This window comes from Pontibacter sp. LHS1 (assembly GCF_058932855.1).
Map to the genome: position 1 here is coordinate 96,446 of NZ_JBZYWF010000007.1, position 22,453 is coordinate 118,898.

Sequence of the window (22,453 nt, forward strand, 5' to 3'; positions counted from 1 at the left end):
GTCAGCAAAGGTGACTGAATGTCTGGTTGTTAGATTGTTTGTACAATTCAAGAAAAAAACAATTAACAATTTAACAATCAACAATTAAATCCCTACCTTTGCTGCCTGAAAATTTTAACAAATTCATTTTTATGAAAACTTTAGAGATTATAGGGTTTAAAAGAGCAAATCTCGGTAAAGCACAGACGAAAGAGCTGCGCAATGAGTCTTATGTACCAGGTGTATTGTATGGCGGCACTGAGCAAGTTCACTTCTACGCCCCAGCTATCCTGTTCAGAGACTTAGTTTATTCTCCAGAAGTATACGAAGTTGATCTGAATATCGAAGGCACGCACTACAGAGCGATCCTTCAGGACGCACAGTTCCACCCAGTAAACGAAATGCTGCTTCACGTTGACTTCCTGCAGCTGCAAGAAGACAAAGAAGTAAAAATCGACGTTCCTGTTAAGTTCGTTGGTAACTCTCCTGGTGTAATGGTAGGTGGTAAACTTGTGACTAAGCTGCGTAAGCTGAAAATCAAGGCGCTTCCAGCTAACCTTCCGGATTACATCGAGGTGAACATCTCTGACCTGGAGCTTGGCAAGTCTATCAAAGTAAGCAAGATTGCGAAAGGTGACTACGAGATCCTGACCAACCCACTTGCTCCGGTAGCAACCGTTACGATTCCACGTGCTCTTAAGAGCGCACAGGCTGAAGAAGCTCGCGGCGGTAAGAAATAATTACTGTTGCTTCAAAAGCATTCAAGATCCTGTCCTGCTCCGAGCAGGGCAGGATTTTTTGTTTCTCCTAAATGGCTAAATGGTTTAATTGCTAAATTGTTGCCTGCTACACCAGATATGCGGTTCATATCCTATCACCTTGGTGCACAGGAGTAAATTGGGTTTCCAGAATTTAAAACTGTAGCATTTAACAATTTAACCATTGAGCAATTCACCTATTACAAAGCTAAAACAATGGCTGGGCCTTGGACAAGAGGCGGCAGCGAGCATTGAAGACACAAGTATGAAATACCTGATCGTGGGCCTTGGCAATATTGGCCCGGAATACGCGGAGACGCGTCACAACATCGGTTTTATGGTGCTGGACTACCTGGCGCAGAAATTCGATGCAAAGTTTGACACAGGTCGCCACTCCTTCGTGACCGAGATCAAGAGCAAGGGCCGCACCTATGTGCTGGTGAAACCCACCACTTACATGAACCTGAGCGGCAAAGCCGTGAGTCACTGGCTCAGTAACCTGAAGCTGACACCGGATCAGATGATGGTGATCACCGACGATATTGCCCTGCCCTTTGGGAAACTGCGCATCCGCGCCAAAGGCAGTGCCGGTGGGCACAACGGCTTGAAGCACATTGAGCAGATCTTAGGTCACAACAACTACCCGCGCCTGCGCTTCGGTGTTGGCGACGCCTTCCATAAAGGCAAGCAGGTAGACTATGTGCTCAGCAACTTCAGCGAAGACGAAAAGATCGACCTGCCGGGCATTATTGAAAAAGCGGCTGAGTCCGTGATCGCTTTCGGCAGCATCGGACTGGAGCGCACCATGAACCAGTACAATACAAAGTAAAAAACACGCTCCTGACCGAAGCCATCCTATACCTGAACTAGAAATACTTAGCAACCCGCGCTCTGCGGCCATCACTATGAAACGCCTGTTCCTTTTATACCGCAATGCCTTCGGGGGCCTCTCCCGCCCTGCCTGGATGATGTCGCTGGTGATGTTCATCAACCGGAGCGGGGCCATGGTAACGCCATTCCTGGCTGTATACCTGACCGAGGTGCTGGACTATTCGCTCAAAGAGGCAGGTATGATTCTGAGTATCTACGGGCTTGGTTCGGTTTGCGGATCCTTTCTGGGCGGCTGGCTGACAGACCGGGTAGGCCACTTCAAGGTACAGTTTCTGAGCCTGACCGTGGGTGGCAGTTTATACTTCCTGTTGCTCAACCTGCGGGAGTTCGAGTACATGGCGGCCGGAGTGTTCATCCTCAGCCTGGTGAATGACACGCTACGCCCGGCTAACTCGGTTTCTATCTCCTATTACGCCCGACCTGAGAACGTAACAAGAGCATTCTCGCTCAACCGCATGGCGCTCAACCTGGGCTTTTCTATTGGGCCGGCCCTGGGAGGTTTCCTGGCGGCAATCTCCTACCGTTGGCTGTTTATAGCGGATGGCATCACCTGTATCTCGGCGGGCATTTTCTTCTTTTTCTACTTCCAGAACCAGCAGGGGCACCGTCCGCAGCCGAAGCAGAAGAAGGCTGAACAAACTGAACAGGCTATACCTGCCGAACGCTCCCCTTACCGGGACGTACCTTTTCTGTTGTTCACAGTTTTGTGCTGTAGCTTCGCCGCCATCTTCTTTCAGTTTATTACTACCCTGCCGCTTTACTACCGGCAGGTATACCAATTATCTGAAACAGGTATAGGTAGTTTGTTGGCGTTCAACGGCTTTATCGTATTCATGCTGGAGATGATCGCAGTATACCTGATCGGTGACAAAGTGCGCAAATCAGTGCTGATCGTGACAGGTATGCTGATGCTGGGTTTCTCGTTTATACTGCTGAACCTGAACATGGAAGTAAGCACCCTGTATGTGGCCATGTTCTTGTTGAGCCTGTCAGAGATTCTGGCGATGCCTTTTATGGCCACTATTACGGTGGAGCGCTCTACGGAGAATAATCGGGGCTCCTATATGGGACTGTATACCATCTCGTACGCTGCTGCACATGTGGTAGCGCCTTATCTGGGTACCACCATCGCCTCCAGGTATGGCTTTGATACCCTGTGGTGGAGTGTGGGCGGATTTGCTGTGATCACGGCAGTGGGTTTTTACTTCGTTGTGCAGTACATGGAGCGGGAGCGGCTGCGCAAACAACCGATTGTGGCTTCTGGAGAAGCGGGTGTGATGGTAGGGTAAAACCCAAGTTCAGGTATAAAGCAAAAGCCCTTGCCTATCAAAACAGGCAAGGGCTTTTTATGTGTTGGACAGGTATAGCTTAGCTCACCGTACCGCCATTTTTTACTTCTTTGCTTGGCTGCACAAAAGCAAGCGAACCATCTGCATTTTCGGCCATCAGGATCATGCCCTGGCTGGTAATGCCTTTGATCTCGCGCGGCGCCAGGTTCACCAAAATGCTCACCTGCTGCCCGATGATCTCCTCCGGGTTGAAGAACTCGGCAATGCCGCTCACCACGGTACGCTGGTCTATACCTGTGTCGATCTTCAGCTTGAGTAGCTTCTTGGTCTTCGCCACTTTCTCCGCCTCTATAATCGTACCGATGCGGATGTCGATCTTAGTGAAGTCCTCAAAGGTGATGTTCTCCTTGGCTGGCTCCACTACAGCATTGGCTGCTTCGTTGGCTTTCTTGGTGTCGAGCAGTTTCTGCACCTGCGCATCCACGGCAGCGTCTTCTATTTTCTCGAACATCAGCTCCGGCGTGCCGATCACATGACCAGCCGGCAGCAGATCAGCGGCACCCGCATCAGCCCATTTGCCTGGATTCATACTCAGCATAGAGCGCAGTTTAGCAGCTGACTCTGGCAAGAAAGGTTCCATCAGGATGCTCAGGCTACCTGAAATCTGAAGTGCAATGTTCATGATCGTCTTCACGCGCTCCTCGTCTGTCTTGATCAGCTTCCAGGGCTCGGTATCGGCCAAATACTTATTACCCAAACGGGCCAAGTTCATGAGTTCGCTCAGGGCATCGCGGAAACGATAGCGTTCAAGGTAGGTGGCAATCACCATCGGCATACCTTCCAGCACACCCAGCACCTCTTTGTCGTAGTCCTGCAGCTCGTTACGGGCCGGCACCTCGCCGTTGTAGTACTTTTGGGTAAGCACCACAGCGCGGTTGATAAAGTTGCCCAGAATGGCTAATAACTCGTTGTTGTTGCGGGCCTGGTAGTCTTTCCACGTGAAATCGTTGTCCTTGCTCTCCGGCGCGTTGGCGCACAAGGTATAGCGCAGCACATCGCCCTTGCCCGGGAACTCCTCCAGGTACTCGTGCAGCCACACCGCCCAATTGCGGGAAGTGGAGATTTTATCGCCTTCCAGGTTCAGGAACTCGTTGGCCGGCACGTTGTCTGGCAGCACATAGTCGCCGTGCGCCTTGAGCATACTCGGGAATATGATACAGTGGAACACGATGTTGTCTTTGCCGATGAAATGCACCAGCTTCGACTCCGGGTCTTTCCAGTAGGTTTCCCAGTCTGGCGTCAGGTCTTTGGTAGCGGAAATATAACCAATAGGTGCATCGAACCACACGTAGAGCACTTTGCCTTCTGCGCCTTCTACCGGCACTGGCACGCCCCAGTCGAGGTCGCGGGTAACGGCACGCGGCTGCAGCCCCTGGTCGATCCAGCTCTTGCACTGGCCGTATACGTTCGGCTTCCAGTCACCTTTGTGGCCTTCCACGATCCATTCGCGCAGCCAGGGCTCGTACTCGTTCAGCGGCAGGTACCAGTGCTTGGTCTCACGCATCACCGGTACAGCACCGCTCAGCGTGCTTTTCGGGTTGATCAGGTCAGTCGCATTCAGGGAAGTACCGCAGCTCTCGCACTGATCACCGTAGGCGTTCTCGTTGCCGCACTTCGGGCAGGTACCCACAATGTAGCGGTCAGCGAGGAACTGCTGTGCCTTCTCGTCATAGTACTGCTGCGTGGTCTGCTCGATGAACTTGCCATCCTGGTACAGCTTCAGGAAAAAGTCAGAAGCCGTTTCGTGGTGCGTTTGGGAAGAGGTGCGGGAGTAGATGTCGAAGGACACGTTAAAGTCCTCGAAGGACTTCTTGATCAGTTCGTGGTACTTGTCCACGGCCTGCTGCGGTGTGATGTCTTCTTTCTTGGCGCGGATCGTGATCGGCACCCCGTGCTCGTCGGAGCCACAGATGAATTTCACGTCTCTGCCCTGCGAGCGCAGGTAGCGCACATAAATATCGGCAGGCAGGTATACGCCCGCCAGGTGCCCGATGTGCACCGGACCGTTGGCGTAAGGCAACGCTGCCGTTACAGTATATCGTTTGTAGTTTTCAGCCATAGTCTTTGTAAAAACGCAAATATACAAATACCCGTTGGATTGATAGGCTACACTGTCCCTATTCCAAAAAAATGGCAGGTATAAACTGACCAGCCCGTCACTTTTCCGTAAACGGTAAACCGGCTATACCTGTATCATCAAGAACCCAATCACCTGAAGTATATGAAGAACAAAGATAATTTTCACGAAAAGAAAAATGACAGCGGCCATTTGGGCGAGGACAAGGACAGAAATAAAGTAAGTAAGAATCCTGCTCCCAAAGGCACAAACCCTGACCGTGAGTCAGAGACCACACCACCCGGCAATGAAGTTTATGTAGACCTGGAGCCGGACGAACTGCACCTGGCTGACGAGGTAGATGAAGTGGAGGACGTGAGCGACCTGCGCAACAAAGACAAAGGCAAGGACAAAGACAAAAAGAAAAAATAAACAAGAAGCGCTGCCCTCGAGGGCAGCGCTTCTTGTTTATACCTTAGTTATTGCCAACTGGCGGCCTGGTAGGAAGTATGCGCAGGATACGGTGCCGCGTGGAATCCACCGGGGCATGGGGCAGTTGCTGCGGCCGCACCTCAGGCGGCAGGTTAACCGGCGCATTCCGGTCGTACTCTTCAATGTTGCGCTTACGATTGATATCGCTTGCCTGCTCGTACATCTGTCTGCGTACCGGATCACCTTCGCTAATCCTGACCCGCTGCGTATGACCAGGATCAGGCGGTAAAGTACCTCCCCCTCCTTCCGAGAGAGACGTGCAGCCCATGGCCCCCAGCAGCACGATCCCCCCTATCCAGCTTCTATACCTTTTCATCTTGTTTCATCTTAAAATAGTAAAATAGAGATGTCGGTTAAAACACCCTATACTATGTATACGGATGAAAAAGTATAAAAGAACGTGCTCTTAATTATTATCCTTCAGGTTCTGCTGCCCGACCTGAGTGAGCATCAGCCCCTCAGGTGCCGGCGTCACCCAGGCAAGCTTGGCCAGATGGTGCTCAGCTTCTTTCTGCACATCTTTGTATTTAGGGTAGCGTTCCTGCAGGTATGGGTATAGCTCCTGGTAAGACAGCACGCTGCCAGCCTCTATGTTATGCTCTCTGAAGGCACCCATGATGCACTGCGCCACATTTTCTATATTATCCGCTTCGGAGTGTAGTTCGTTCATGTCTGTTTTCTCGTTAGTGTTGGATAGAAAATACGGGGTATGCGAGTCAAGAGTTGAAAAGTTAAGGGGTAAGAGTAAACCTACTCCCCTTTCTTAAACCCTAACGCTACCGAGTTGAGGCAGTAGCGCAGGCCGGTGGGCTTGGGTCCGTCGTCGAATACATGGCCCAGGTGTCCGCCGCAGCGACCACAGACTACTTCGGTGCGCACCATGCCCATGCTGCGGTCAGATATTTCCCGCACGTTCTTAGACGAAATCGGTTTAAAGAAACTCGGCCAGCCAGTGCCGGAGTCGAACTTGGTGTCGGAGGTGAAAACTTCATTCCCGCAGGCAGCACAGGTATAGACGCCCTTTTCCTTGTGGTCATTGTACTTGCCACTAAAGGCCCGCTCGGTTCCTTTCTTCCGCAGCACATAATACTGTGCGGACGTGAGCTGCTTTTTCCATTCCGCATCGGTTTTATTGACCTCGTACGATTGCTTTGATTTTTTTGAATTGCCATTTTGTGTGGCATTTACATCAACCGATGAAGCAGCAACAGCTTCAGAATCGGTGATGGGCTGGTCCTGTTGTCCGCAAGAGGGCAGACTCAGCAGCAGCAGCAAGGTATAGATATAAAACATTTTCATACAGTTGTTTACGAAGTACAGGAGCAAAAAACAGGCCTCTTTTGATTATTTTATACCTAATTGAACAAAGCCAGCACACATAATGTTTGCTCCATAACCTTAGTCATCGTGCTGAGAGAGAAGATTTAATAATTACCTAACCTGTTTATTTCGAGCGGACTACTGTAAATGCGAAGGCTTTTTTATACCTTTGCACCTCGAAAAATCAATTCAATGCAAAATATTCGAAATATCGCGATTATCGCACACGTAGACCACGGCAAGACAACGCTCGTGGACAAAATCATCCACGCTTCAAAGCTATTTGCTGACCACCAGCACTTTGACGACCTCATTCTGGACAACAATGACCTGGAGCGCGAGCGCGGTATCACGATCGTTTCCAAGAACGTATCGGTTCGTTACAAGGATGTTAAGATCAACATCATCGACACACCTGGTCACGCCGACTTCGGCGGTGAGGTAGAGCGTGTACTCAAAATGGCTGATGGCGTGCTTCTGCTCGTGGATGCCTTCGAAGGTGCCATGCCACAGACTCGTTTCGTACTGGGCAAAGCGATTCAGCTGGGCCTGAAGCCGATCGTAGTAGTTAACAAAGTAGACAAAGAAAACTGCCGTCCTGATGAAGTGCACGAGCAGGTATTCGACCTGATGTTCAACCTGGAGGCTACAGAAGACCAGCTGGACTTCACTACGCTGTACGGTTCTTCGAAGCAAGGTTGGATGAGCACTGACTGGACACAGCCAACTGATAACATCACGCCACTGCTGGATGCTATCATCGATGTGATCCCTCCTGCTCCTTACCGTGAAGGTACGCCGCAAATGCAGATCACTTCACTTGACTACTCTTCTTTCGTAGGTCGTATCGCTATTGGTCGTGTGCACCGTGGTACGTTGAAAGAAGGTATGCCGATCAGCTTGATGAAAGCCGACGGTTCGATTAAGAAAGGTCGTATCAAGGAACTTCAGGTTTTTGAAGGTCTTGGCAGAAAGTCTGTACAGGAAGTAACTGCCGGCGAAATTTGCGCCATTACAGGTATAGAAGGCTTCGACATTGGCGACACGGTTGCTGATGCTGAGAACCCTGAAGCTTTGGCCCGTATCTCGATTGACGAGCCAACCATGAACATGCTCTTCACGATCAACAACTCTCCTTTCTTCGGTAAAGAGGGTAAGTTTGTGACATCGCGCCACCTGCGTGACCGCCTGTTCAAAGAAACTGAGAAAAACCTGGCCCTGCGCGTACAGGAAACCGACCGTGAAGATACCTTCCTGGTATTTGGTCGCGGTATCCTTCACTTGTCAGTACTGATCGAAACGATGCGTCGTGAAGGTTACGAACTGCAGGTTGGTCAGCCACAGGTAATCTATAAAGAAATTGACGGCCAGCGCCACGAGCCAATTGAGCACCTGGTAGTAGACGTTCCGGAAGAGACTGCCGGTAAGGTAATCGAGTTGGTTTCGATGCGCAAAGGTGAACTGACGATCATGGAGCCGAAAGGCGACCTGCAGCACCTGGAGTTCAACATCCCGGCGCGCGGCCTGATCGGTCTTCGTAACAACGTACTGACTGCCACTGCTGGTGAGGCGATCATGAACCACCGCTTCCTGGCATACGAGCCTTACAAAGGCGCTATACCTGGCCGTAACAACGGTTCTATCATATCGATGGAAACGGGCCCGGGCACAGCTTACTCTATTGACAAGTTGCAGGACCGCGGTGTGTTCTTCGTTGATCCGGGTGTAGACGTTTACATGGGTCAGGTAATTGGTGAGCACAACCGCCAGAACGATATCACAGTGAACATCCAGAAGGGCAAGAAGCTGACAAACATGCGTGCTTCCGGTTCCGATGACAACACCAAGATCGCTCCGGCCAAGAACTTCTCACTGGAAGAAGCCATGGAATACATCCAGAAGGATGAGTACCTGGAAGTGACGCCAAAGAGCCTGCGTATGCGTAAGATCTACCTCGACGAGAACGAGCGTAACCGCATGGGCAAGAAAGAAGAAGTAGCGTAGGTATAGCCTGCTCTCAATTAAAAGCCCCGGCTGATTAAGTTCAGTCGGGGCTTTTTGTATGGGTAATTTGTAAAGTACTATGGTTGAGGTATATTGATCATGGTAAAGCAATCTAAAAGCTACACATGGAGTATAACTTCTACTAAACAAGTACCACTACATCTGCTACCAGTTCTCCCCATGGTAAATCAATTAAAGATCACCACTACCTTTTTACTGCTAGCGCTGTTGGTTGTGGCCTGGCAATGTGATGATGACTACCCGCTGGAAGAATTCAAATACAACTTTGAGGAGACTGTGGATATCCTGCCTGTGAAAAAGAGCTACAAGCCAGGTGATACCATCTGGATAAGGTATCAGAATAATGACAAGCGTCTTTTTAACGCCATTACGAAGCAAGACATCCTCACCGATTCAGTATCTTTAGGATTCAATGTGTCGTTTGAAGGCACTTATTATTCCCTGTTATACCCACCGGGAGGGCATTGTGCATTCATAACCTCCGACCGAAACATAGACCAGGCTTCGAGCAGATCAGGCGAGTCCACAGCGGCCTTAAGATTGACCTATGGATGCGCTAACATCCAAAGTTTTGAAGCAGGAGTAGTCTTAAAGCAGAAGGGAATTTATAAGCTAAGTCTTTACCAGTACAGCCCTGTCAGTAGGGTAGTAAGCTGCACCGGTCAACCGGCTGCCTTCCCCTTATCAACCATAGCCTATAGATTCAATGTAGCAGATGGCAACAAGGATGTATACCTTAGCATTCCGTCTATTTCGAGGGGAGAAAGCCCTAAAGGGACAACAGAAAGTAAAATTGACAACAAACAAATGTTTATTGTGAAGGTCGAATAAAATCTGTGTCAGCTAACATCATACCTTCCTGTTCTCCAGCACCCATTTACCGGCTGCCAAGGATCAAAACATCAAATTCTTAAAATTACATAGAAGTCCGTGTGGAATTTCAGGGTCACCTGTATCTATAAGTCGGTATATGGTTATCACCTTACAAATTCATCATGCTCCTAAGACACTTTTATATAGTTGGATTGCATTCTATCACCTGCGCCTTTCAAAGGAGTGCAATCAATCCTCCTAAATCCGCCTTGCTTTTAATCAAGAGGCTGATCCTGCTCACGCTGCTATTGGCTGTCATCGGTTGCCAGTCACAGGAAGAAAGCCCTGAGTACGAATCTGTCGAGATGATGATGGCACCTCCCCCTCCTGAAGCACCTATAATGGAGCTGCAAAGAAAGCTGATAAAAGAGGGAAGGGTGGAATATGAAACTAATGATATCAACGCAGCACACCAGCAAGTATTTGCCGCGATTAAGCGGTACAGGGGCTATGTTTCTACTGACGAGGAACACAAATCTCCGGGAAGGACCAGCAACACCCTTGTAATCAGAGTACCAGCCGACAACTTTGACAATCTACTGCGGGAAGCCACTATAGGTGTAAATAGGTTTGACATCAGGGAAATAAACGTGAAGGATGTCACAGAAGAATTCCTCGATATTCAGGCGCGTCTCAGAACTAAAAAGGAGCTCGAAGCCAGGTTTTTGGAGCTATTAAAACAGGCTAACACAGTAACCGAAGTGTTGGAAATCGAAAAGCAAATAGCCGCCCTTCGCTCCGACATCGAGTCGATAGAAGGACGGCTCAAGTATCTGGAGAATCAGGTTTCCCTCTCCACCCTCACCATGACATTTTACGAGAGCACTTCTGTTCATACCGAATTTTCAGAAGAGTTTAAAGTAGGCTTCCGGAATGGCTGGGACAACCTGATCTGGTTCCTTGTGTTTCTCACCAATATCTGGCCCTTTATCCTGCTCGGACTCCTGCTGCTGATCGGACTGAATGCTCTTAGAAAGCGACAGAGAAATGTCACCTGAATGGAGTGCTTTTGTGCTGTAAATTTGGTTTGTGCACTATATCAATCCTCTGCCTGTAAACATTAACGCTGAATTACGTTAGATAGGCAGATAAATTCGATAACATACTCTGCATGAAAAGCTACTACCTGCACGTTTTATCACTCACGTGCATAATTCTATTTTCTTCGGGTTGTGCCCGCAAGAATTTCTTCGCTAAAACACCCGTTGTTGACCAGGATCGCTATCAGCAGCTGAAGGCTGCTTCCCCTGCTGATGTAGACAGTGTAACCGTGATGGCTGGCCAGCACTACAAGCGCACTGGATTTCACAATTTCTTCTGGGGCAAGCATTATCGCGACGTATGGGCCACTCCCGTTACTGTCAAGGTGTTTGATATGAAAACAGCCAAGGGCGGGCTCTCCATCGAAAAGCTAGGGGGTGGTATGCAGACCACCAGCCTCACCCTGATAGATGACAAGGGCTTTACCTACGCCCTGCGTTCCCTGGACAAAGACCCGGCCGGTATACTGCCCAAGTTCTGGCGCAACACCTTTGTCGCTGACGTGCTCCGCGATCAGACCTCAGCCATTAACCCTTATGCCGCTATCGTGCTGCCCAACATGGCAGAGGCGGCAGGTATACCACACTCCAAACCCGAATTGGTTTATGTGCTCCCCAACGACGCTACTTTCGGCCAGTACAGTGACCGGTTTCAGGATGGCGTGTTTATGATCGAGGAGAAATATGACAGTGACCGCACAATTACGCCCATGCTTGGCGATGCGACTGATATAGCTGGCTCCAAAAAGATGCTGAGAAAGCGGTTCGGAGACGATGATCACTTTATCGATCAGCGAGCTTTTGCCCGTGCCCGCCTCTTCGACTTGTTCATCAACGACTGGGACCGCCACGCAGGCCAGTGGGAATGGGCAGTGTATGACGACGGCAATAACAAGCACTACCGGGCTATTCCGAAAGACCGTGACAATGCCTTCTTTAAGTTTGATGACGGTGTCATCACCTGGTTGTTTAGCCGCAAGTGGGCCATACGTAAGTTCGAGTCCTTCGACCCAAAGTACAAGGATGTGTATGCCCTGATGATGAATGCCACCTTCATCGACAGCCGCGGACTGAACGAACTCACCCTACAGGACTACCAGGACCTGGCTGCTGAGCTGCAGGCTGCATTAACGGATGAGGTAATCGAAAGCGCTATCAGGCAATTCCCGCCTCAGGTATACGCACAGATCGGGGAGCAAACCATTCGCACCCTGAAGAGTCGTCGCGACCTGCTACCCCAGGCTGCGCGGGAGTTTTACATGCACCTGGCCAAAGATCCGCTTGTGGTAGGCACTGATAAGGAGGAGCGCTTCGAAGTAGAGCGCCTGAACGACGAAGAAACATCTGTAAAAGTGACACGCTTGTCAGACGACAAGCAGGTATACCACCGAATATTCAAGCGCAGTGAAACAAAGCAAATCACCCTGTACGGTCTGGCTGAGGATGATGAGTTTGAGGTGAGTGGCGAAGTCAAAAAGGGTATCCGTGTAGTGATCGTGGGTGGCCGCGGTGAGGACGAAATAAAGGACAAATCGCGGGTGAACAGTTGGCGTCGGAAGACGATTGTATATGACACCAAGCGTGGCAATGAAATAGAATTTGGACCTGAGACAGTAGACAAAACCACCCGCGATGTAAGAGTACACGCTTTTGACAGGGAAGGGAATAAATAAGTAAACCCGCACCACCAACCAACGAACCTACCAACACCCATGCGCCCCTCCTACTACCGATTGCCATTCCTGATCAGCCTATTACCGGCGATGCTTGTGAGTAGCTGCATCGGCAACAAGTATACCCATAGCCTGCAGCAGGTTCCACCCCCAGTTCAATCAACAGCAGGAATACCTGACTACAGTGATAGCACCGTGACAATTGCTGTGGGCGAACACTACGGTCGCTGCCGACTGCACACATTCTTCTATGGCAAGCATTACCGCCCCGCCTGGACTACTCCTGTCTCTTTCCGGGTGCTCGACCTGGGCACTGAAAAGGGTGGCCTGACACCAACACAGCAAGGCGGTAGCCGACAGACGATGAACCTTCGCCTCGAGAACCCGGAGGGCAAAGAGTACGTGCTCCGCTCTGTTGACAAAGACCCCGCCACTGCCCTGCCCGAAAGGTGGCAGCAAAGCTATGCTGCCAACATCATACGCGATGCCACCTCGGCTACACATCCTTATGCTGCTCTCGTGCTGCCACCTATGGCCGAAGCCATCGGCATACACCACACGAAGCCAGAACTGGTCTACATACCACACGACCCCAGGTTAGGTGAGTATCAGGAAAACTTCGGCGGCATGGTGGCCCTGCTTGAGATCAGGCCTGATGATGACCTGTCAGATGAACCAGGTATGGGAAACTCTGAAAACATCAAAAGCACCAGGGCCATGCTCAAGGACCGCTTTTTTGAAAACAACAGCGACATCGACGCACGTTACTACCTGCGGGCCCGCCTCTTCGACATGCTGATCGGTGACTGGAGCCGACATGAAGACAACTGGCGCTGGGCACAGTATAAGCAGGACGGTGTAAAGGTATACCAGGCCGTGCCCCGTGATCGTGACAATGTGTTTTACAAGCTCAATGATGCGATCATCCCCTGGCTCTTTATGCGCACCGGCCTTAAGAAGCACTTTCAGACCTACAGCAATAACCTTTCAAACCTGGATGACCTGAACAGAAGCGGACGCAACCTGGATGAAACCATACTCGCCGGCCTCACTTACCAGGACTGGACAGAAGTAGCCGACAGCGTCAGTAGTGCACTAACAAATGAGGTGATCGAGAAGTCTTTCCGGCAAATGCCCGATACCATTTACCAACTCACAGCGTCTCCCATTATGAACCAACTAAAGTCCCGCCGGGACAAGCTGGGTAAATCTGTCCAAAAGTATTACAAGAGTTTAATGCGGGAGGCAATTGTTGTAGGTTCAGACAAGCATGAGCGATTTGAAGTAGAGGTGCTGTCTGCAAACGAGGTGCGGGTACAGGTTTACAAGATTAAGAAGGATGGCGAAGAAAGAAGGCAGCTCTTTGACCGGGTATTTCAGGCCAACGACACAAAAGAGATACACCTGTACGGCCTCAACGGCGATGACGAATTTGTAGTGAAGGGTGACGTCCGGCCGAAGATAAAAATCAGAATATGGGGCGGTGCAGGCGAGGACAGCTATACCGTAAAAGGAAGCAAACCCATGGCCCGTCGTATCTGGATAGAAGACACGGAATACCGCAATACTTATGACCTGAGCAAAGGTACCCGCCAAAAAACAGAGCAAAGCCCTGCCGCCAATCAGTTTGACGCAGACGGCTGGTTGCTGCGATACTACCTGGATTAGGATACAACCGGGCACAAAAAAAGGAGCCGGCTAGGTATAGCCGGCTCCTTTTTTTGTACTTTAGATTAGTCTTCTTTACCTGTTTTGTTTTTGGCTCCCTGGCCTCCGCCGCCGCTGCCGCTTCGGCTGCCTGTACGGTTATCTTTGTCTTTGGCTCCCCAGGCTCCCTGGCCCTGCTGCTGGCTGGCCGTGGCCTTTGTGCCATCCGTGCCCAGGTCTACTGCCCCTTTGTGGTTTGCCTCATTTGAATACTCGTCTGGCATTGGCTGTGAGTTCGCGTTGCTGTCAGGTTTCTGCCTGTTCTGGTTATCTTTGTTATTAGCCATATCTCTTCTGTTTTTCTTCAACTCAGGTCCGCAACTCTTACGGACGTTTCCCTTGTAGGTACGGTCGCCCGCAAGGGTGGGTTGTCGAAGAAGAGGGCTACAGCTGCTTGTTCAGCACGGTGGCAGATGCCTGTGCCGCTGGGAGAATCAGCACCTCCGCTATGTTCACATGGGCAGGGCGCGTCACCATAAAAGTGATCAGGTCAGCGATATCGTCCGCACGAAGCGGCTCGTAGCCCTGGTATACACTGGCGGCACGTTCTCTGTCGCCTTTGAAACGGACTTCCGAGAACTCCGTCTCTACCAGACCCGGGTTCACTTCCGACACTTTTATACCTTCCTGTATCAGGTCAATACGCATCCCTTTAGAGATCGCGTCCACTGCAAATTTAGAGGCACAGTACACATTGCCATTGGCGTATACCTCCTTGCCGGCAATAGAGCCAATGTTGATGATGTGGCCCTTTTTTCGGTTGAGCATCAGTGGTAGTACTGCGTGTGTGACATAGAGCAGCCCTTTCACATTAATATCGAGCATGGCGTCCCAGTCGGATACGTTGCCGCTCTGCACCGGCGCCAGGCCGTGGGCATTGCCGGCATTGTTCACCAGCACGTCTATACCTTTCCAGTCGGCAGGCAGGCTACTGATAGCCTCTTGCACGGCCTCACGATCGCGCACGTCAAAAGCTAGGGTATAAACGGGTACTTCCGTTATCTGCTGCTGTAGCTCTTGCAGGCGCTCTGCTCTGCGACCGGTTGCGATAATGTGATAGCCTGCTTTGGCCAAAGCAAATGCCGTAGCGCGGCCTATACCTGATGTAGCTCCTGTTACAAGTGCGATGCGTGCCATGTTATTCGAAGTGGAAGATTAGCGATACGTTTCGGGTAGTCATTCTGTCAATCAGCGGACTGTACTCTCCTCCAGCACTACTTTTCTGGTCCATCAGTCCGTGAGAGAAGCGCAGCTCAGGTGCAAACTTGAAATATGGGTAAAAGATATCCAGACCCACGCCATACTCTACAGATAAGTCGTTGCGGTTAACCTGCAGCAGATTGCCATTCTGCGTATGGGTTGTATTGCCCAGCATACGGCTGGCTTTTACACCACCCACCATGTACATCCTGAAGTTGCCGCGGCGTTTCGCTCTGTACTTGAGCAGCAAGGGTAGCTCGATCACCGGCGAGGCAAAAGTCGTGTTATCGAAGTTTCCGCCTTCTTCACCTTCCACGTTTCTTTCGAAGTCGATGCTGCGGCCATAAAAGCCCACACCTGGCACAAAACGGGCATCCAGGTACTCAAACAGGCGCACGTTCAACACCAGTCCAGGATAAAAGCCCAGGTTGTTCATGGTGTTTACCTTCGTGCCGTTAGCGACCTGATCCACATAAGCCTGCGAGTGCTCAATGTAATATTTCGAATAAGACATACCGAGGTAGAAACCATAGTGGATGCGCTTTTCGTCGTAGCCAGGTTTATTTTCGCCTTTTACTTTCTGGTTCTGGGCCTGTACCTGCGAGGCACCGGTCAGTAATATTAATAAAAGTACCGCAAAACTTACTTTTTGCCGGTGTAGATGGAGCTGATGCCAAATGTGAGTGAATGCCATTTTGTTTGTTTAAAGCCAACTTCTTCAAAGATACTCAGGAAGTCCCTGCCGTCCGGGAAAGCCTGCACCGACTCGGGCAGGTAGGTATAGGCGGCACGGTCCTTAGAAACGAATTTACCTACCATCGGTAGTATATTCTTAAAATAAAATTGATACAGCTGTTTCATTGGGAATCTCTGCGGCTTGGAGAACTCCAGCACCACGGCTGTACCGCCCGGCTTGAGTACACGTCGCATCTCTGACAGGCCCTGCTTCAGGTTTTCGAAGTTACGCACCCCAAATGCTACCGTGATCGCATCGAAGCTGTTGTCCTCAAACGGCAGGTTCTCGGAGTCGCCATAACGCAGCTCGATCTTATTTGTCAGCCCCTTGCGCTTCAGCTTTTCGCGTCCCACGGCCAGCATCCCTTCCGAAATGTCAACTCCTGTTATTTTATCAGGATTGAGGCTCAGCGCTTCGATCGCAAAGTCAGCTGTGCCAGTGGCAATGTCCAGCATTTGCTTCGGCTTCTCGGCTTTGAGCAGGCTCACGGCCTTTTTGCGCCATACGATGTCGATGCCAGCACTCAGGAAGTGGTTCAGAAAATCGTATTTGCCCGCAATGTTGTCAAACATCTGCGCAACCTGCGATTTCTTGTCGTTATTCTGGTCTTTGTAGGGTACTACCGCCATGGGTTATGCTTATGTAATAAAAGAACAAAAATACTGTACCTGTAACTATTATGCACAGTATATGTTCCATTATTATAAAAAAACAGGCTGAGCGTGTGCCCAGCCTGTTTTTTTTAATTATTCAGCATGATCGCTCAGGTTAGTTTACAGGCACTTCCTGCTGTGTATCCTGGCGCTGGATGATTCTGAACTCAGTTCTTCTGTTCAGCTGCATGTTAGCAGAAGAGTTGTTTGGCGCTGTAGGACGGCGCTCACCGTAGCTTACAGTTACCAGTCTGCGTGGAGAGATGCCCTGCTGCACCAGGTAATCGAAGGCAGCGTTAGCACGGTTCTCACCAAGTGTCATGTTGTACTGCTCGCTGGCGCGTGAGTCGGTATGACCTTCGATGCTTACGTTCACGTTAGGGTTGGCTTTCATGAAGGCTGCCACGGCATCCAGCTCACGAATAGACTCAGCACGTAGTTCGTACTTGTCTGTGTCGTAGTAGATGTTTTTGAACTCCATTGTAGCTGCCTTGTCTGTAGGCGTAGTGCCTCTGTCTACCAACGTAGGTGCAGTCGTTACACGCGTAGTATCATCACCAAAGTCGATGTAGAAGTTCTGCTCGATAGTAGTCGTATCGTTCAGCACCATCGGCATTTCGAAAGACTCAGTCGTCAGTACCTGACCGTCTTTAGTGATCTCTACCTGGTAGGTACGGCCAGAAAGAACTCGCAGGTCATACAGACCGTCTTCCTGCTTCGTCACATCGCGGTAAGAGATCGGACGCTTGTCAGCCTGCTGACCGTTGAAAACAAGCTCCAGGCCAGGTATAGCCAGGCTGTCGTTAGAGGCGTACACACGGCCTGTCACACGGGCGGCACGAATGTAGTTGATCGTGTAGATATCTTTTTCACCGTAGCCTCCGATGCGGTAAGAAGACAGGTAAGCATAGCTTCCGTCCGGGCTCAGGCGATAGTACGTGTCGTCGTCTGGTGTGTTAACCGGGTAACCCAGGTTCTCAGGACGGGCGAATCGCTTCGCAACTGAGTCATAACGGGCCACGAAGATGTCGTAGCCACCCATGGTGTTGTGACCTCGTGAAGCGAAGTAAAGCGAGCCGTCAGCAGCCATGTACGGGCTGTCATCGTCGAACTTCGTGTTGATGGCGGCACCTACGCTGCGTGGCTTGCCCCACTCACCGTTGCGCTGACGCTGTGATACGTAGATGTCCAGATCACCGTCTTCAGAGTAGTGGCTGGTTGAGAAGTACAGGCGCTGGTTGTCTGGCGTGATAAAGGCATCAGACTCGAAGTCGGCTGTGTTGATGTTAGATCCAATGCTCTTAGCTTCACCCCACGAACCGTCAGCCTGACGCTCAGAGTACATGATGTCACCGTTGTTTACAGAACGGTACAGCAGCATTTTGGTGTCGTTGTCAAACAGCTGGATAGAAGCATCGTGGCCTGAGCTCTTCAGGTTACCGGCGATAGAGCGTGGCTGCTCCCACTCGTCACCCTGGATACGGCGTGTTTCGTAGATATCTTCGAAGTACTCACCGTCAGCAGCTCTGGAGCCATTCTGGTTGTTACCGGCACTACGCGAAGTGAACAACAGGTAGTTGTCATCAGAAGAAATTACCGGGCTGTGCTCTGAGTATTCAGAGTTTACCACACCACCCAGGTTTTTCACGAAGATGTCCTTCGGGTTAGCTACTTCCTTCTGCGCATTGCGGCTCTGCTGGATCAGCATGGCTACCTCTTCACGGCGCCAGTCATCACGCTTACGGATGTTCGGGATATACGCCTGGTAATGCTTGATGGCATCGTCGAAACGGTAGTTGATGTGGTTGATACGGCCCAGCCAGTACTCAATATCACGATCAACGTTAGGCTTTACAGACTGTGCTTTGTTGATGTATTCTGCTGCTTTCTCCTTGTCGAAAGTCATGTAGCTGATACCCGCAAAGTAGAGGGCTTCAGCATTGTTAGGGTCGTTGGCCAGCACCTGTTCATAATAAGGCAGGGCAGCGCGGTAATTTTCACGGTCAAAAAATTTGTTTCCAGTCCGTACCAGCTTTCTGTTGCTCTGGGCATCTACTGTGTAAGCACTCACACAGGTAACCGCCAGCGCTAATGAAAGCCGTGAAAATAATTTGGCTAAATTATTCATGCTGTAAAGGGTTTGTTATACTTATTGATTGTATGGAAATATGTGTTAATCTTTTCTTGAAGGACGCTATAAAGGTCTTTCCGCCCATTTGATCAGGTATACCGGCGGTTCATTACCCCTATTCTATTGTGTTATTTCTTTCCTTCCCCCACATTCCAACAACATCCCCCTTACGCTACTATCGCTACAATAGATACACTAATATCTATTTTTATATACTGATACAGTAACCCAACTCAAGAACAGAGAGCAAATATATTAAAATATACATATAAACTATATAGCTTTCTTGATTATTTAGTAAAATGAATTTAAAAATCTTCTAACTCATATGCCCTCCTCTACCTGCATAGCTTGCGCTGCAGCCTGAATCAAAAGCATGTTTGTCAAAATAATAGTAATTTTGACAAATAAGCTATGTGCTCCTATCCCGGGCACTGTGCACATCGTAAATTATAATTGTCACATCAACAAGTCAACTACAGGCTTGGTGGCTTAAGCTAGCAACAGCATGGTTATCAAAGAAGCAAAGTTTCTAATAAGTAATACCCGGGTCGACTTATGCCCGGAACCCAACAAACCGGAGTATGCTTTTATCGGCCGCTCCAATGTGGGCAAGTCCTCGCTCATCAACATGCTTACCGAGCAGAAAGGGCTAGCCAAGACCTCCCAGTCCCCGGGCAAAACACAGCTCATCAACCATTTCCTGATCAATGATCAGTGGTACCTGGTCGATTTGCCTGGCTATGGCTATGCCAAAGTGAGCAAGGAGTCACGGGAGCAGTGGCGCAAGATGATCAACTATTACATGCAGAAGCGGGAAAACCTTACCTGCGTGTTTGTGCTCATCGACTCACGGCACGAGCCCATGCAGGTTGACCTCGACTTTATGCAACATCTGGGCGAGCTCGGCGTTCCTTTTGTGATCGTGTTCACCAAAACCGACAAGCAGTCAGCCGCCAAGACCGACTCAACCATAGCCGCGTATGCCCGTAAGATGCAGGAAACCTGGGACGAACTTCCCCGCATGTTCAAAACCTCTGCTGAAAAAAGAACTGGTCGCGAAGAGATCCTTCAATTTATAGAAGAGGTAAACGCACAGGTGCAATACTAATTGCCACAGGGTATGCGGTTTGGGGAAAGATCTGCCAGGTGTGCACCAACTCAAACTTAAATTCTTTACCCTTATGAAAAGTAGAATCTCAATTTTGTTTCTTTTATTTGCCTTTATGACCTTTGCCGCTTCTGCTCAATCAGCCGACACGGCAACGGAAAAGGAAGTATGGATGCCGTCCAAGTCTATACCTGTGGCGGAGTACTACAAAGGTGGCCAGGAGGCCATGTATAAGTTCATCGACAAGCAGATACAGTACCCGGCTTTGGCCCGACGCAACCGAGTGCAGGGCGAGTGCATCGTTAGCTTTACGCTCAATGAAGACGGCTCCACCTCAGGCTTCAGAGTCCTGAAAAACGCTGGCGCAGGCACCGGAGAGGAGGCCATGCGCATTGCCAAGATGCTGAAATTCAAGGCACCCGGGCCCGGCTTCGGCATGGTGGCCAGCGTGCCCATAATGTTCAAACTATAACCAACAGTTTTTATACCTGATTATGCCTATTGATTTAAGACAAGTTGCAGCCATTGCCGGCATGAGCGGACTTTACCGCATCGTAAAGCCAACACGCAATGGCGTAATCGTAGAGAGCCTTTCTGACAAGCCTACCCGCATGGTAGCCCAGGCGCGCCACCGCATGTCGCTGCTGGACGAGATCTCGATCTACACCAACGACGAGGAAGCAACCGTGCCTCTGGCCGATGTGATGGATCGCATCCACCAGAAATACAACGGGGAGCTGCCTTTCGGCGACAAGCCTTCTGACGAGGAGTTGAAGAGCTTTATGTCTGACGTACTGCCTGACTATGACGAAGACCGCGTGTATGTGTCTGACATGAAGAAGCTCACGACCTGGTACAGCATTGTGAACCAACACATTGGCTTTACAGCAGACGAGGAAGCTGCCTCAGAGGAAAGCACCGAAGAAACTGCAACAGAAGAAAAGGCTGAATCAAAGGCAAAGAAAACCAAGAAGTAAAATTCTACCCATAGAAAAGCCCTCCGGACAGGAGGGCTTTTTTTATCGCTATACCTTACGCTTACAGCTATGACTTACTCTCCTGCCCTTCTTGCAACTGCCGCACGACAGCTGCAGCGGGTGTTTGAATCAGAGCACCGGCTGCCTTCCCAGGAAAACGACTTAATACAGGAAGTATCCCGCATGGTGCTATACCTGCTCCGCCATAACCTGAACCAACTCCTGCATATACTTTACCGCATCGATGTAGAGGAGCGCAAAGTAAAACAGGCTATGCTCGCGGCCTCCGAAGAAGAAGTAGCCGAAAACATAGCCCATTTGATTGTGGAGCGCGAACTGCTTAAAGCACAGATCCGCTTCCGGTATAGCCAGAATTAGTTCGCGGCTACAGCTTCATTCTTCTTCACTTCTGCTTTCATAAACTCCTCCACCTTGTCTACCATGTCGGCAGATCCGATGATCAACGGTGAGCGCTGGTGCAGTTCTGTTGGTTCTATTTCCATGATGCGGCTTTTGCCGTTGGAAGCCTTGCCTCCTGCCTGCTCAGCGATAAAGGCCAGGGCGTTGCACTCGTACAACAGGCGCAGTTTGCCGTTAGGCGCTTTTGCTGTAGACGGGTAGATGTACACTCCGCCTTTGATCAGGTTGCGGTGGAAATCAGATACCAGCGACCCGATGTAGCGGCCCGAGTAACCGTTTTCTTTGCAATAGCTCAGGTAATTTTTGATGCCCTCCGGGAAGCTGTTGTAGCCGCCCTCGTTGCAAGAGTAGATCGTGCCTGTTTTTGGGGTGCACATGTTTGGGTGCGACAGGAAAAATTCACCCAGCGATGGCTCATACGTAAAGCCGTTTACGCCATGACCTGTGGTGTACACCATCATGGTTGAGGAGCCATACACTACATAGCCAGCCGCGATCTGGTGCGTGCCGTTCTGCATGCAGTCTTCCATGGTCCCTTCCTTCCCTGGATCAGAAAGACGACGGTATATAGAGAAAATAGTCCCGATCGACACGTTCACGTCGATATTGGATGAGCCGTCCAGCGGGTCGATAGCGACAATGTACTTGCCTTTGAGGTTGCCGGTATGAATGATCTCGTCTTCCTCCTCCGAGATGATCGTGCACACCTCGCCTCCGTTACGAAGGGCGCGTATGAAGCGAATGTTGGCGATCACATCGAGTTTCTGTTGTTCCTCTCCCTGCACGTTCTGCTGACCATAGGCACCTGTTACATCGATCAGGCCGGCACGGTTAATTTCACGGTTCACGATTTTGGCTGCCAGGGCTATGTCGCGCAGCAACTGCGATAGTTCTCCGGTCGCAAAAGGGAAGTCCTCCTGCTTTCTCATGATAAACCTGTCAAGCGTGGTGCCGACAGGAAGCGCTAGTTTGTCATTCATTATGGTGAAATTTAAATATATAGCTACAAAAATATGATATTTTGAAACATAACCGAAGGATACTTACATTTACGCAGCAATA

Annotated in this window: 23 protein-coding genes; 13 read left to right on the forward strand and 10 right to left on the reverse strand. The window is 50.1% G+C overall.

Going from position 1 to position 22,453, the window contains the following annotated elements; translation table 11 throughout:
* The first annotated feature begins 131 nt into the window (after positions 1 to 131).
* The 3 genes from AC5FXQ_RS14455 (at position 132) to AC5FXQ_RS14465 (ending at position 2,917) form a co-directional block, all read left to right on the forward strand.
* Positions 132 to 719: a 50S ribosomal protein L25/general stress protein Ctc gene (locus tag AC5FXQ_RS14455; RefSeq protein ID WP_493603134.1), complete on the forward strand. Its 588-nt coding sequence runs from the start codon at positions 132 to 134 to the stop codon at positions 717 to 719.
* Positions 720 to 1,002: 283 nt separating this feature from the next.
* The gene (gene pth, locus AC5FXQ_RS14460) at positions 1,003 to 1,566 is read left to right on the forward strand and encodes an aminoacyl-tRNA hydrolase (protein WP_493603317.1); all 564 of its coding nucleotides are present in this window, start codon (positions 1,003 to 1,005) and stop codon (positions 1,564 to 1,566) included.
* Between the two features lie 76 nt (positions 1,567 to 1,642).
* Positions 1,643 to 2,917: an MFS transporter gene (locus tag AC5FXQ_RS14465; RefSeq protein WP_493603135.1), complete on the forward strand. Its 1,275-nt coding sequence runs from the start codon at positions 1,643 to 1,645 to the stop codon at positions 2,915 to 2,917.
* Positions 2,918 to 2,996: 79 nt separating this feature from the next.
* Here AC5FXQ_RS14465 and metG read toward each other — a convergent pair whose 3' ends face one another.
* Complete coding sequence (gene metG / locus AC5FXQ_RS14470; protein ID WP_493603136.1) at positions 2,997 to 5,036, reverse strand: methionine--tRNA ligase; 2,040 nt, start codon at positions 5,034 to 5,036, stop codon at positions 2,997 to 2,999.
* A 162-nt stretch (positions 5,037 to 5,198) separates the two neighbouring features.
* On the opposite strand from metG, the gene AC5FXQ_RS14475 reads away from it, so the two are divergent.
* Complete coding sequence (locus tag AC5FXQ_RS14475) at positions 5,199 to 5,465, forward strand: hypothetical protein (RefSeq protein ID WP_493603137.1); 267 nt, start codon at positions 5,199 to 5,201, stop codon at positions 5,463 to 5,465.
* Positions 5,466 to 5,508: 43 nt separating this feature from the next.
* On the opposite strand, the gene AC5FXQ_RS14480 is transcribed toward AC5FXQ_RS14475, so the two are convergent.
* The 3 genes from AC5FXQ_RS14480 to msrB form a co-directional block, all read right to left on the reverse strand.
* Positions 5,509 to 5,841, reverse strand: coding sequence for a hypothetical protein (locus AC5FXQ_RS14480; RefSeq protein WP_493603138.1), 333 nt, complete (start codon positions 5,839 to 5,841; stop codon positions 5,509 to 5,511).
* Positions 5,842 to 5,931: 90 nt separating this feature from the next.
* Complete coding sequence (locus AC5FXQ_RS14485; protein ID WP_493603139.1) at positions 5,932 to 6,195, reverse strand: hypothetical protein; 264 nt, start codon at positions 6,193 to 6,195, stop codon at positions 5,932 to 5,934.
* Positions 6,196 to 6,275: 80 nt separating this feature from the next.
* Positions 6,276 to 6,824 carry a peptide-methionine (R)-S-oxide reductase MsrB gene (gene msrB, locus AC5FXQ_RS14490; protein WP_493603140.1) on the reverse strand — a complete coding sequence of 183 codons (549 nt, stop codon included), beginning with the start codon at positions 6,822 to 6,824 and terminating at the stop codon, positions 6,276 to 6,278.
* Positions 6,825 to 7,037: 213 nt separating this feature from the next.
* Here msrB and typA point away from each other — a divergent pair, with 213 nt between their 5' ends.
* The 5 genes from typA to AC5FXQ_RS14515 all read left to right on the forward strand — a co-directional run bounded on the left by typA (position 7,038) and on the right by AC5FXQ_RS14515 (position 14,124).
* Positions 7,038 to 8,849: a translational GTPase TypA gene (gene typA, locus AC5FXQ_RS14495; protein ID WP_493603141.1), complete on the forward strand. Its 1,812-nt coding sequence runs from the start codon at positions 7,038 to 7,040 to the stop codon at positions 8,847 to 8,849.
* Positions 8,850 to 9,029: 180 nt separating this feature from the next.
* On the forward strand, positions 9,030 to 9,701 hold the full coding sequence (locus tag AC5FXQ_RS14500; RefSeq protein WP_493603142.1) for a hypothetical protein: 672 nt from the start codon (positions 9,030 to 9,032) through the stop codon (positions 9,699 to 9,701).
* Between the two features lie 251 nt (positions 9,702 to 9,952).
* Positions 9,953 to 10,741 carry a DUF4349 domain-containing protein gene (locus AC5FXQ_RS14505; protein WP_493603143.1) on the forward strand — a complete coding sequence of 263 codons (789 nt, stop codon included), beginning with the start codon at positions 9,953 to 9,955 and terminating at the stop codon, positions 10,739 to 10,741.
* A gap of 113 nt (positions 10,742 to 10,854) precedes the next feature.
* Entirely contained in the window at positions 10,855 to 12,456 is a 1,602-nt protein-coding gene (locus AC5FXQ_RS14510) for a hypothetical protein (protein ID WP_493603144.1), read from the forward strand.
* Between the two features lie 39 nt (positions 12,457 to 12,495).
* Positions 12,496 to 14,124 (forward strand): hypothetical protein, encoded by a 1,629-nt coding sequence (locus tag AC5FXQ_RS14515; RefSeq protein ID WP_493603145.1) that lies wholly within the window; start codon positions 12,496 to 12,498, stop codon positions 14,122 to 14,124.
* A gap of 65 nt (positions 14,125 to 14,189) precedes the next feature.
* On the opposite strand, the gene AC5FXQ_RS14520 is transcribed toward AC5FXQ_RS14515, so the two are convergent.
* From AC5FXQ_RS14520 to AC5FXQ_RS14540, 5 genes are all read right to left on the reverse strand, one after another.
* The gene (locus AC5FXQ_RS14520; RefSeq protein ID WP_493603146.1) at positions 14,190 to 14,450 is read right to left on the reverse strand and encodes a hypothetical protein; all 261 of its coding nucleotides are present in this window, start codon (positions 14,448 to 14,450) and stop codon (positions 14,190 to 14,192) included.
* Positions 14,451 to 14,547: 97 nt separating this feature from the next.
* Complete coding sequence (locus AC5FXQ_RS14525) at positions 14,548 to 15,300, reverse strand: SDR family NAD(P)-dependent oxidoreductase (protein WP_493603147.1); 753 nt, start codon at positions 15,298 to 15,300, stop codon at positions 14,548 to 14,550.
* Position 15,301: 1 nt separating this feature from the next.
* A complete protein-coding gene (gene porT, locus AC5FXQ_RS14530) occupies positions 15,302 to 16,057 on the reverse strand; it encodes a type IX secretion/gliding motility protein PorT/SprT (protein ID WP_493603148.1) in 756 nt (251 codons plus the stop codon).
* A complete protein-coding gene (gene ubiE, locus AC5FXQ_RS14535; RefSeq protein ID WP_493603149.1) occupies positions 16,006 to 16,728 on the reverse strand; it encodes a bifunctional demethylmenaquinone methyltransferase/2-methoxy-6-polyprenyl-1,4-benzoquinol methylase UbiE in 723 nt (240 codons plus the stop codon). Before ubiE ends, porT begins: the two co-directional genes overlap by 52 nt.
* Before the next feature lie 139 nt (positions 16,729 to 16,867).
* Complete coding sequence (locus AC5FXQ_RS14540) at positions 16,868 to 18,880, reverse strand: OmpA family protein (protein ID WP_493603150.1); 2,013 nt, start codon at positions 18,878 to 18,880, stop codon at positions 16,868 to 16,870.
* A 511-nt stretch (positions 18,881 to 19,391) separates the two neighbouring features.
* Here AC5FXQ_RS14540 and yihA point away from each other — a divergent pair.
* From yihA to AC5FXQ_RS14560, 4 genes are all read left to right on the forward strand, one after another.
* Positions 19,392 to 19,994, forward strand: a complete 603-nt coding sequence (gene yihA, locus AC5FXQ_RS14545) for a ribosome biogenesis GTP-binding protein YihA/YsxC (protein ID WP_493603151.1) — start codon at positions 19,392 to 19,394, stop codon at positions 19,992 to 19,994.
* A gap of 73 nt (positions 19,995 to 20,067) precedes the next feature.
* Positions 20,068 to 20,466 (forward strand): energy transducer TonB, encoded by a 399-nt coding sequence (locus tag AC5FXQ_RS14550; RefSeq protein WP_493603152.1) that lies wholly within the window; start codon positions 20,068 to 20,070, stop codon positions 20,464 to 20,466.
* 22 nt (positions 20,467 to 20,488) lie between these two features.
* Positions 20,489 to 20,971, forward strand: a complete 483-nt coding sequence (locus AC5FXQ_RS14555) for a DUF5606 family protein (RefSeq protein WP_493603153.1) — start codon at positions 20,489 to 20,491, stop codon at positions 20,969 to 20,971.
* Positions 20,972 to 21,040: 69 nt separating this feature from the next.
* The gene (locus AC5FXQ_RS14560) at positions 21,041 to 21,349 is read left to right on the forward strand and encodes a hypothetical protein (protein WP_493603154.1); all 309 of its coding nucleotides are present in this window, start codon (positions 21,041 to 21,043) and stop codon (positions 21,347 to 21,349) included.
* On the opposite strand, the gene fbp is transcribed toward AC5FXQ_RS14560, so the two are convergent.
* Positions 21,346 to 22,371 carry a class 1 fructose-bisphosphatase gene (gene fbp, locus AC5FXQ_RS14565; protein WP_493603155.1) on the reverse strand — a complete coding sequence of 342 codons (1,026 nt, stop codon included), beginning with the start codon at positions 22,369 to 22,371 and terminating at the stop codon, positions 21,346 to 21,348. The genes AC5FXQ_RS14560 and fbp overlap by 4 nt on opposite strands.
* Positions 22,372 to 22,453: the final 82 nt, after the last annotated feature.

Coding starts and splice junctions, on each gene's coding strand:
- AC5FXQ_RS14455 (WP_493603134.1), top strand. CDS start 132: ATGAAAACTTTAGAGATTATAGGGTTTAAAAGAGCAAATCTCGGTAAA.
- pth (WP_493603317.1), top strand. CDS start 1,003: ATGAAATACCTGATCGTGGGCCTTGGCAATATTGGCCCGGAATACGCG.
- AC5FXQ_RS14465 (WP_493603135.1), top strand. CDS start 1,643: ATGAAACGCCTGTTCCTTTTATACCGCAATGCCTTCGGGGGCCTCTCC.
- metG (WP_493603136.1), bottom strand. CDS start 5,036: ATGGCTGAAAACTACAAACGATATACTGTAACGGCAGCGTTGCCTTAC.
- AC5FXQ_RS14475 (WP_493603137.1), top strand. CDS start 5,199: ATGAAGAACAAAGATAATTTTCACGAAAAGAAAAATGACAGCGGCCAT.
- AC5FXQ_RS14480 (WP_493603138.1), bottom strand. CDS start 5,841: ATGAAAAGGTATAGAAGCTGGATAGGGGGGATCGTGCTGCTGGGGGCC.
- AC5FXQ_RS14485 (WP_493603139.1), bottom strand. CDS start 6,195: ATGAACGAACTACACTCCGAAGCGGATAATATAGAAAATGTGGCGCAG.
- msrB (WP_493603140.1), bottom strand. CDS start 6,824: ATGAAAATGTTTTATATCTATACCTTGCTGCTGCTGCTGAGTCTGCCC.
- typA (WP_493603141.1), top strand. CDS start 7,038: ATGCAAAATATTCGAAATATCGCGATTATCGCACACGTAGACCACGGC.
- AC5FXQ_RS14500 (WP_493603142.1), top strand. CDS start 9,030: ATGGTAAATCAATTAAAGATCACCACTACCTTTTTACTGCTAGCGCTG.
- AC5FXQ_RS14510 (WP_493603144.1), top strand. CDS start 10,855: ATGAAAAGCTACTACCTGCACGTTTTATCACTCACGTGCATAATTCTA.
- AC5FXQ_RS14515 (WP_493603145.1), top strand. CDS start 12,496: ATGCGCCCCTCCTACTACCGATTGCCATTCCTGATCAGCCTATTACCG.
- AC5FXQ_RS14520 (WP_493603146.1), bottom strand. CDS start 14,450: ATGGCTAATAACAAAGATAACCAGAACAGGCAGAAACCTGACAGCAAC.
- AC5FXQ_RS14525 (WP_493603147.1), bottom strand. CDS start 15,300: ATGGCACGCATCGCACTTGTAACAGGAGCTACATCAGGTATAGGCCGC.
- porT (WP_493603148.1), bottom strand. CDS start 16,057: ATGGCATTCACTCACATTTGGCATCAGCTCCATCTACACCGGCAAAAA.
- ubiE (WP_493603149.1), bottom strand. CDS start 16,728: ATGGCGGTAGTACCCTACAAAGACCAGAATAACGACAAGAAATCGCAG.
- AC5FXQ_RS14540 (WP_493603150.1), bottom strand. CDS start 18,880: ATGAATAATTTAGCCAAATTATTTTCACGGCTTTCATTAGCGCTGGCG.
- yihA (WP_493603151.1), top strand. CDS start 19,392: ATGGTTATCAAAGAAGCAAAGTTTCTAATAAGTAATACCCGGGTCGAC.
- AC5FXQ_RS14550 (WP_493603152.1), top strand. CDS start 20,068: ATGAAAAGTAGAATCTCAATTTTGTTTCTTTTATTTGCCTTTATGACC.
- AC5FXQ_RS14555 (WP_493603153.1), top strand. CDS start 20,489: ATGCCTATTGATTTAAGACAAGTTGCAGCCATTGCCGGCATGAGCGGA.
- AC5FXQ_RS14560 (WP_493603154.1), top strand. CDS start 21,041: ATGACTTACTCTCCTGCCCTTCTTGCAACTGCCGCACGACAGCTGCAG.
- fbp (WP_493603155.1), bottom strand. CDS start 22,371: ATGAATGACAAACTAGCGCTTCCTGTCGGCACCACGCTTGACAGGTTT.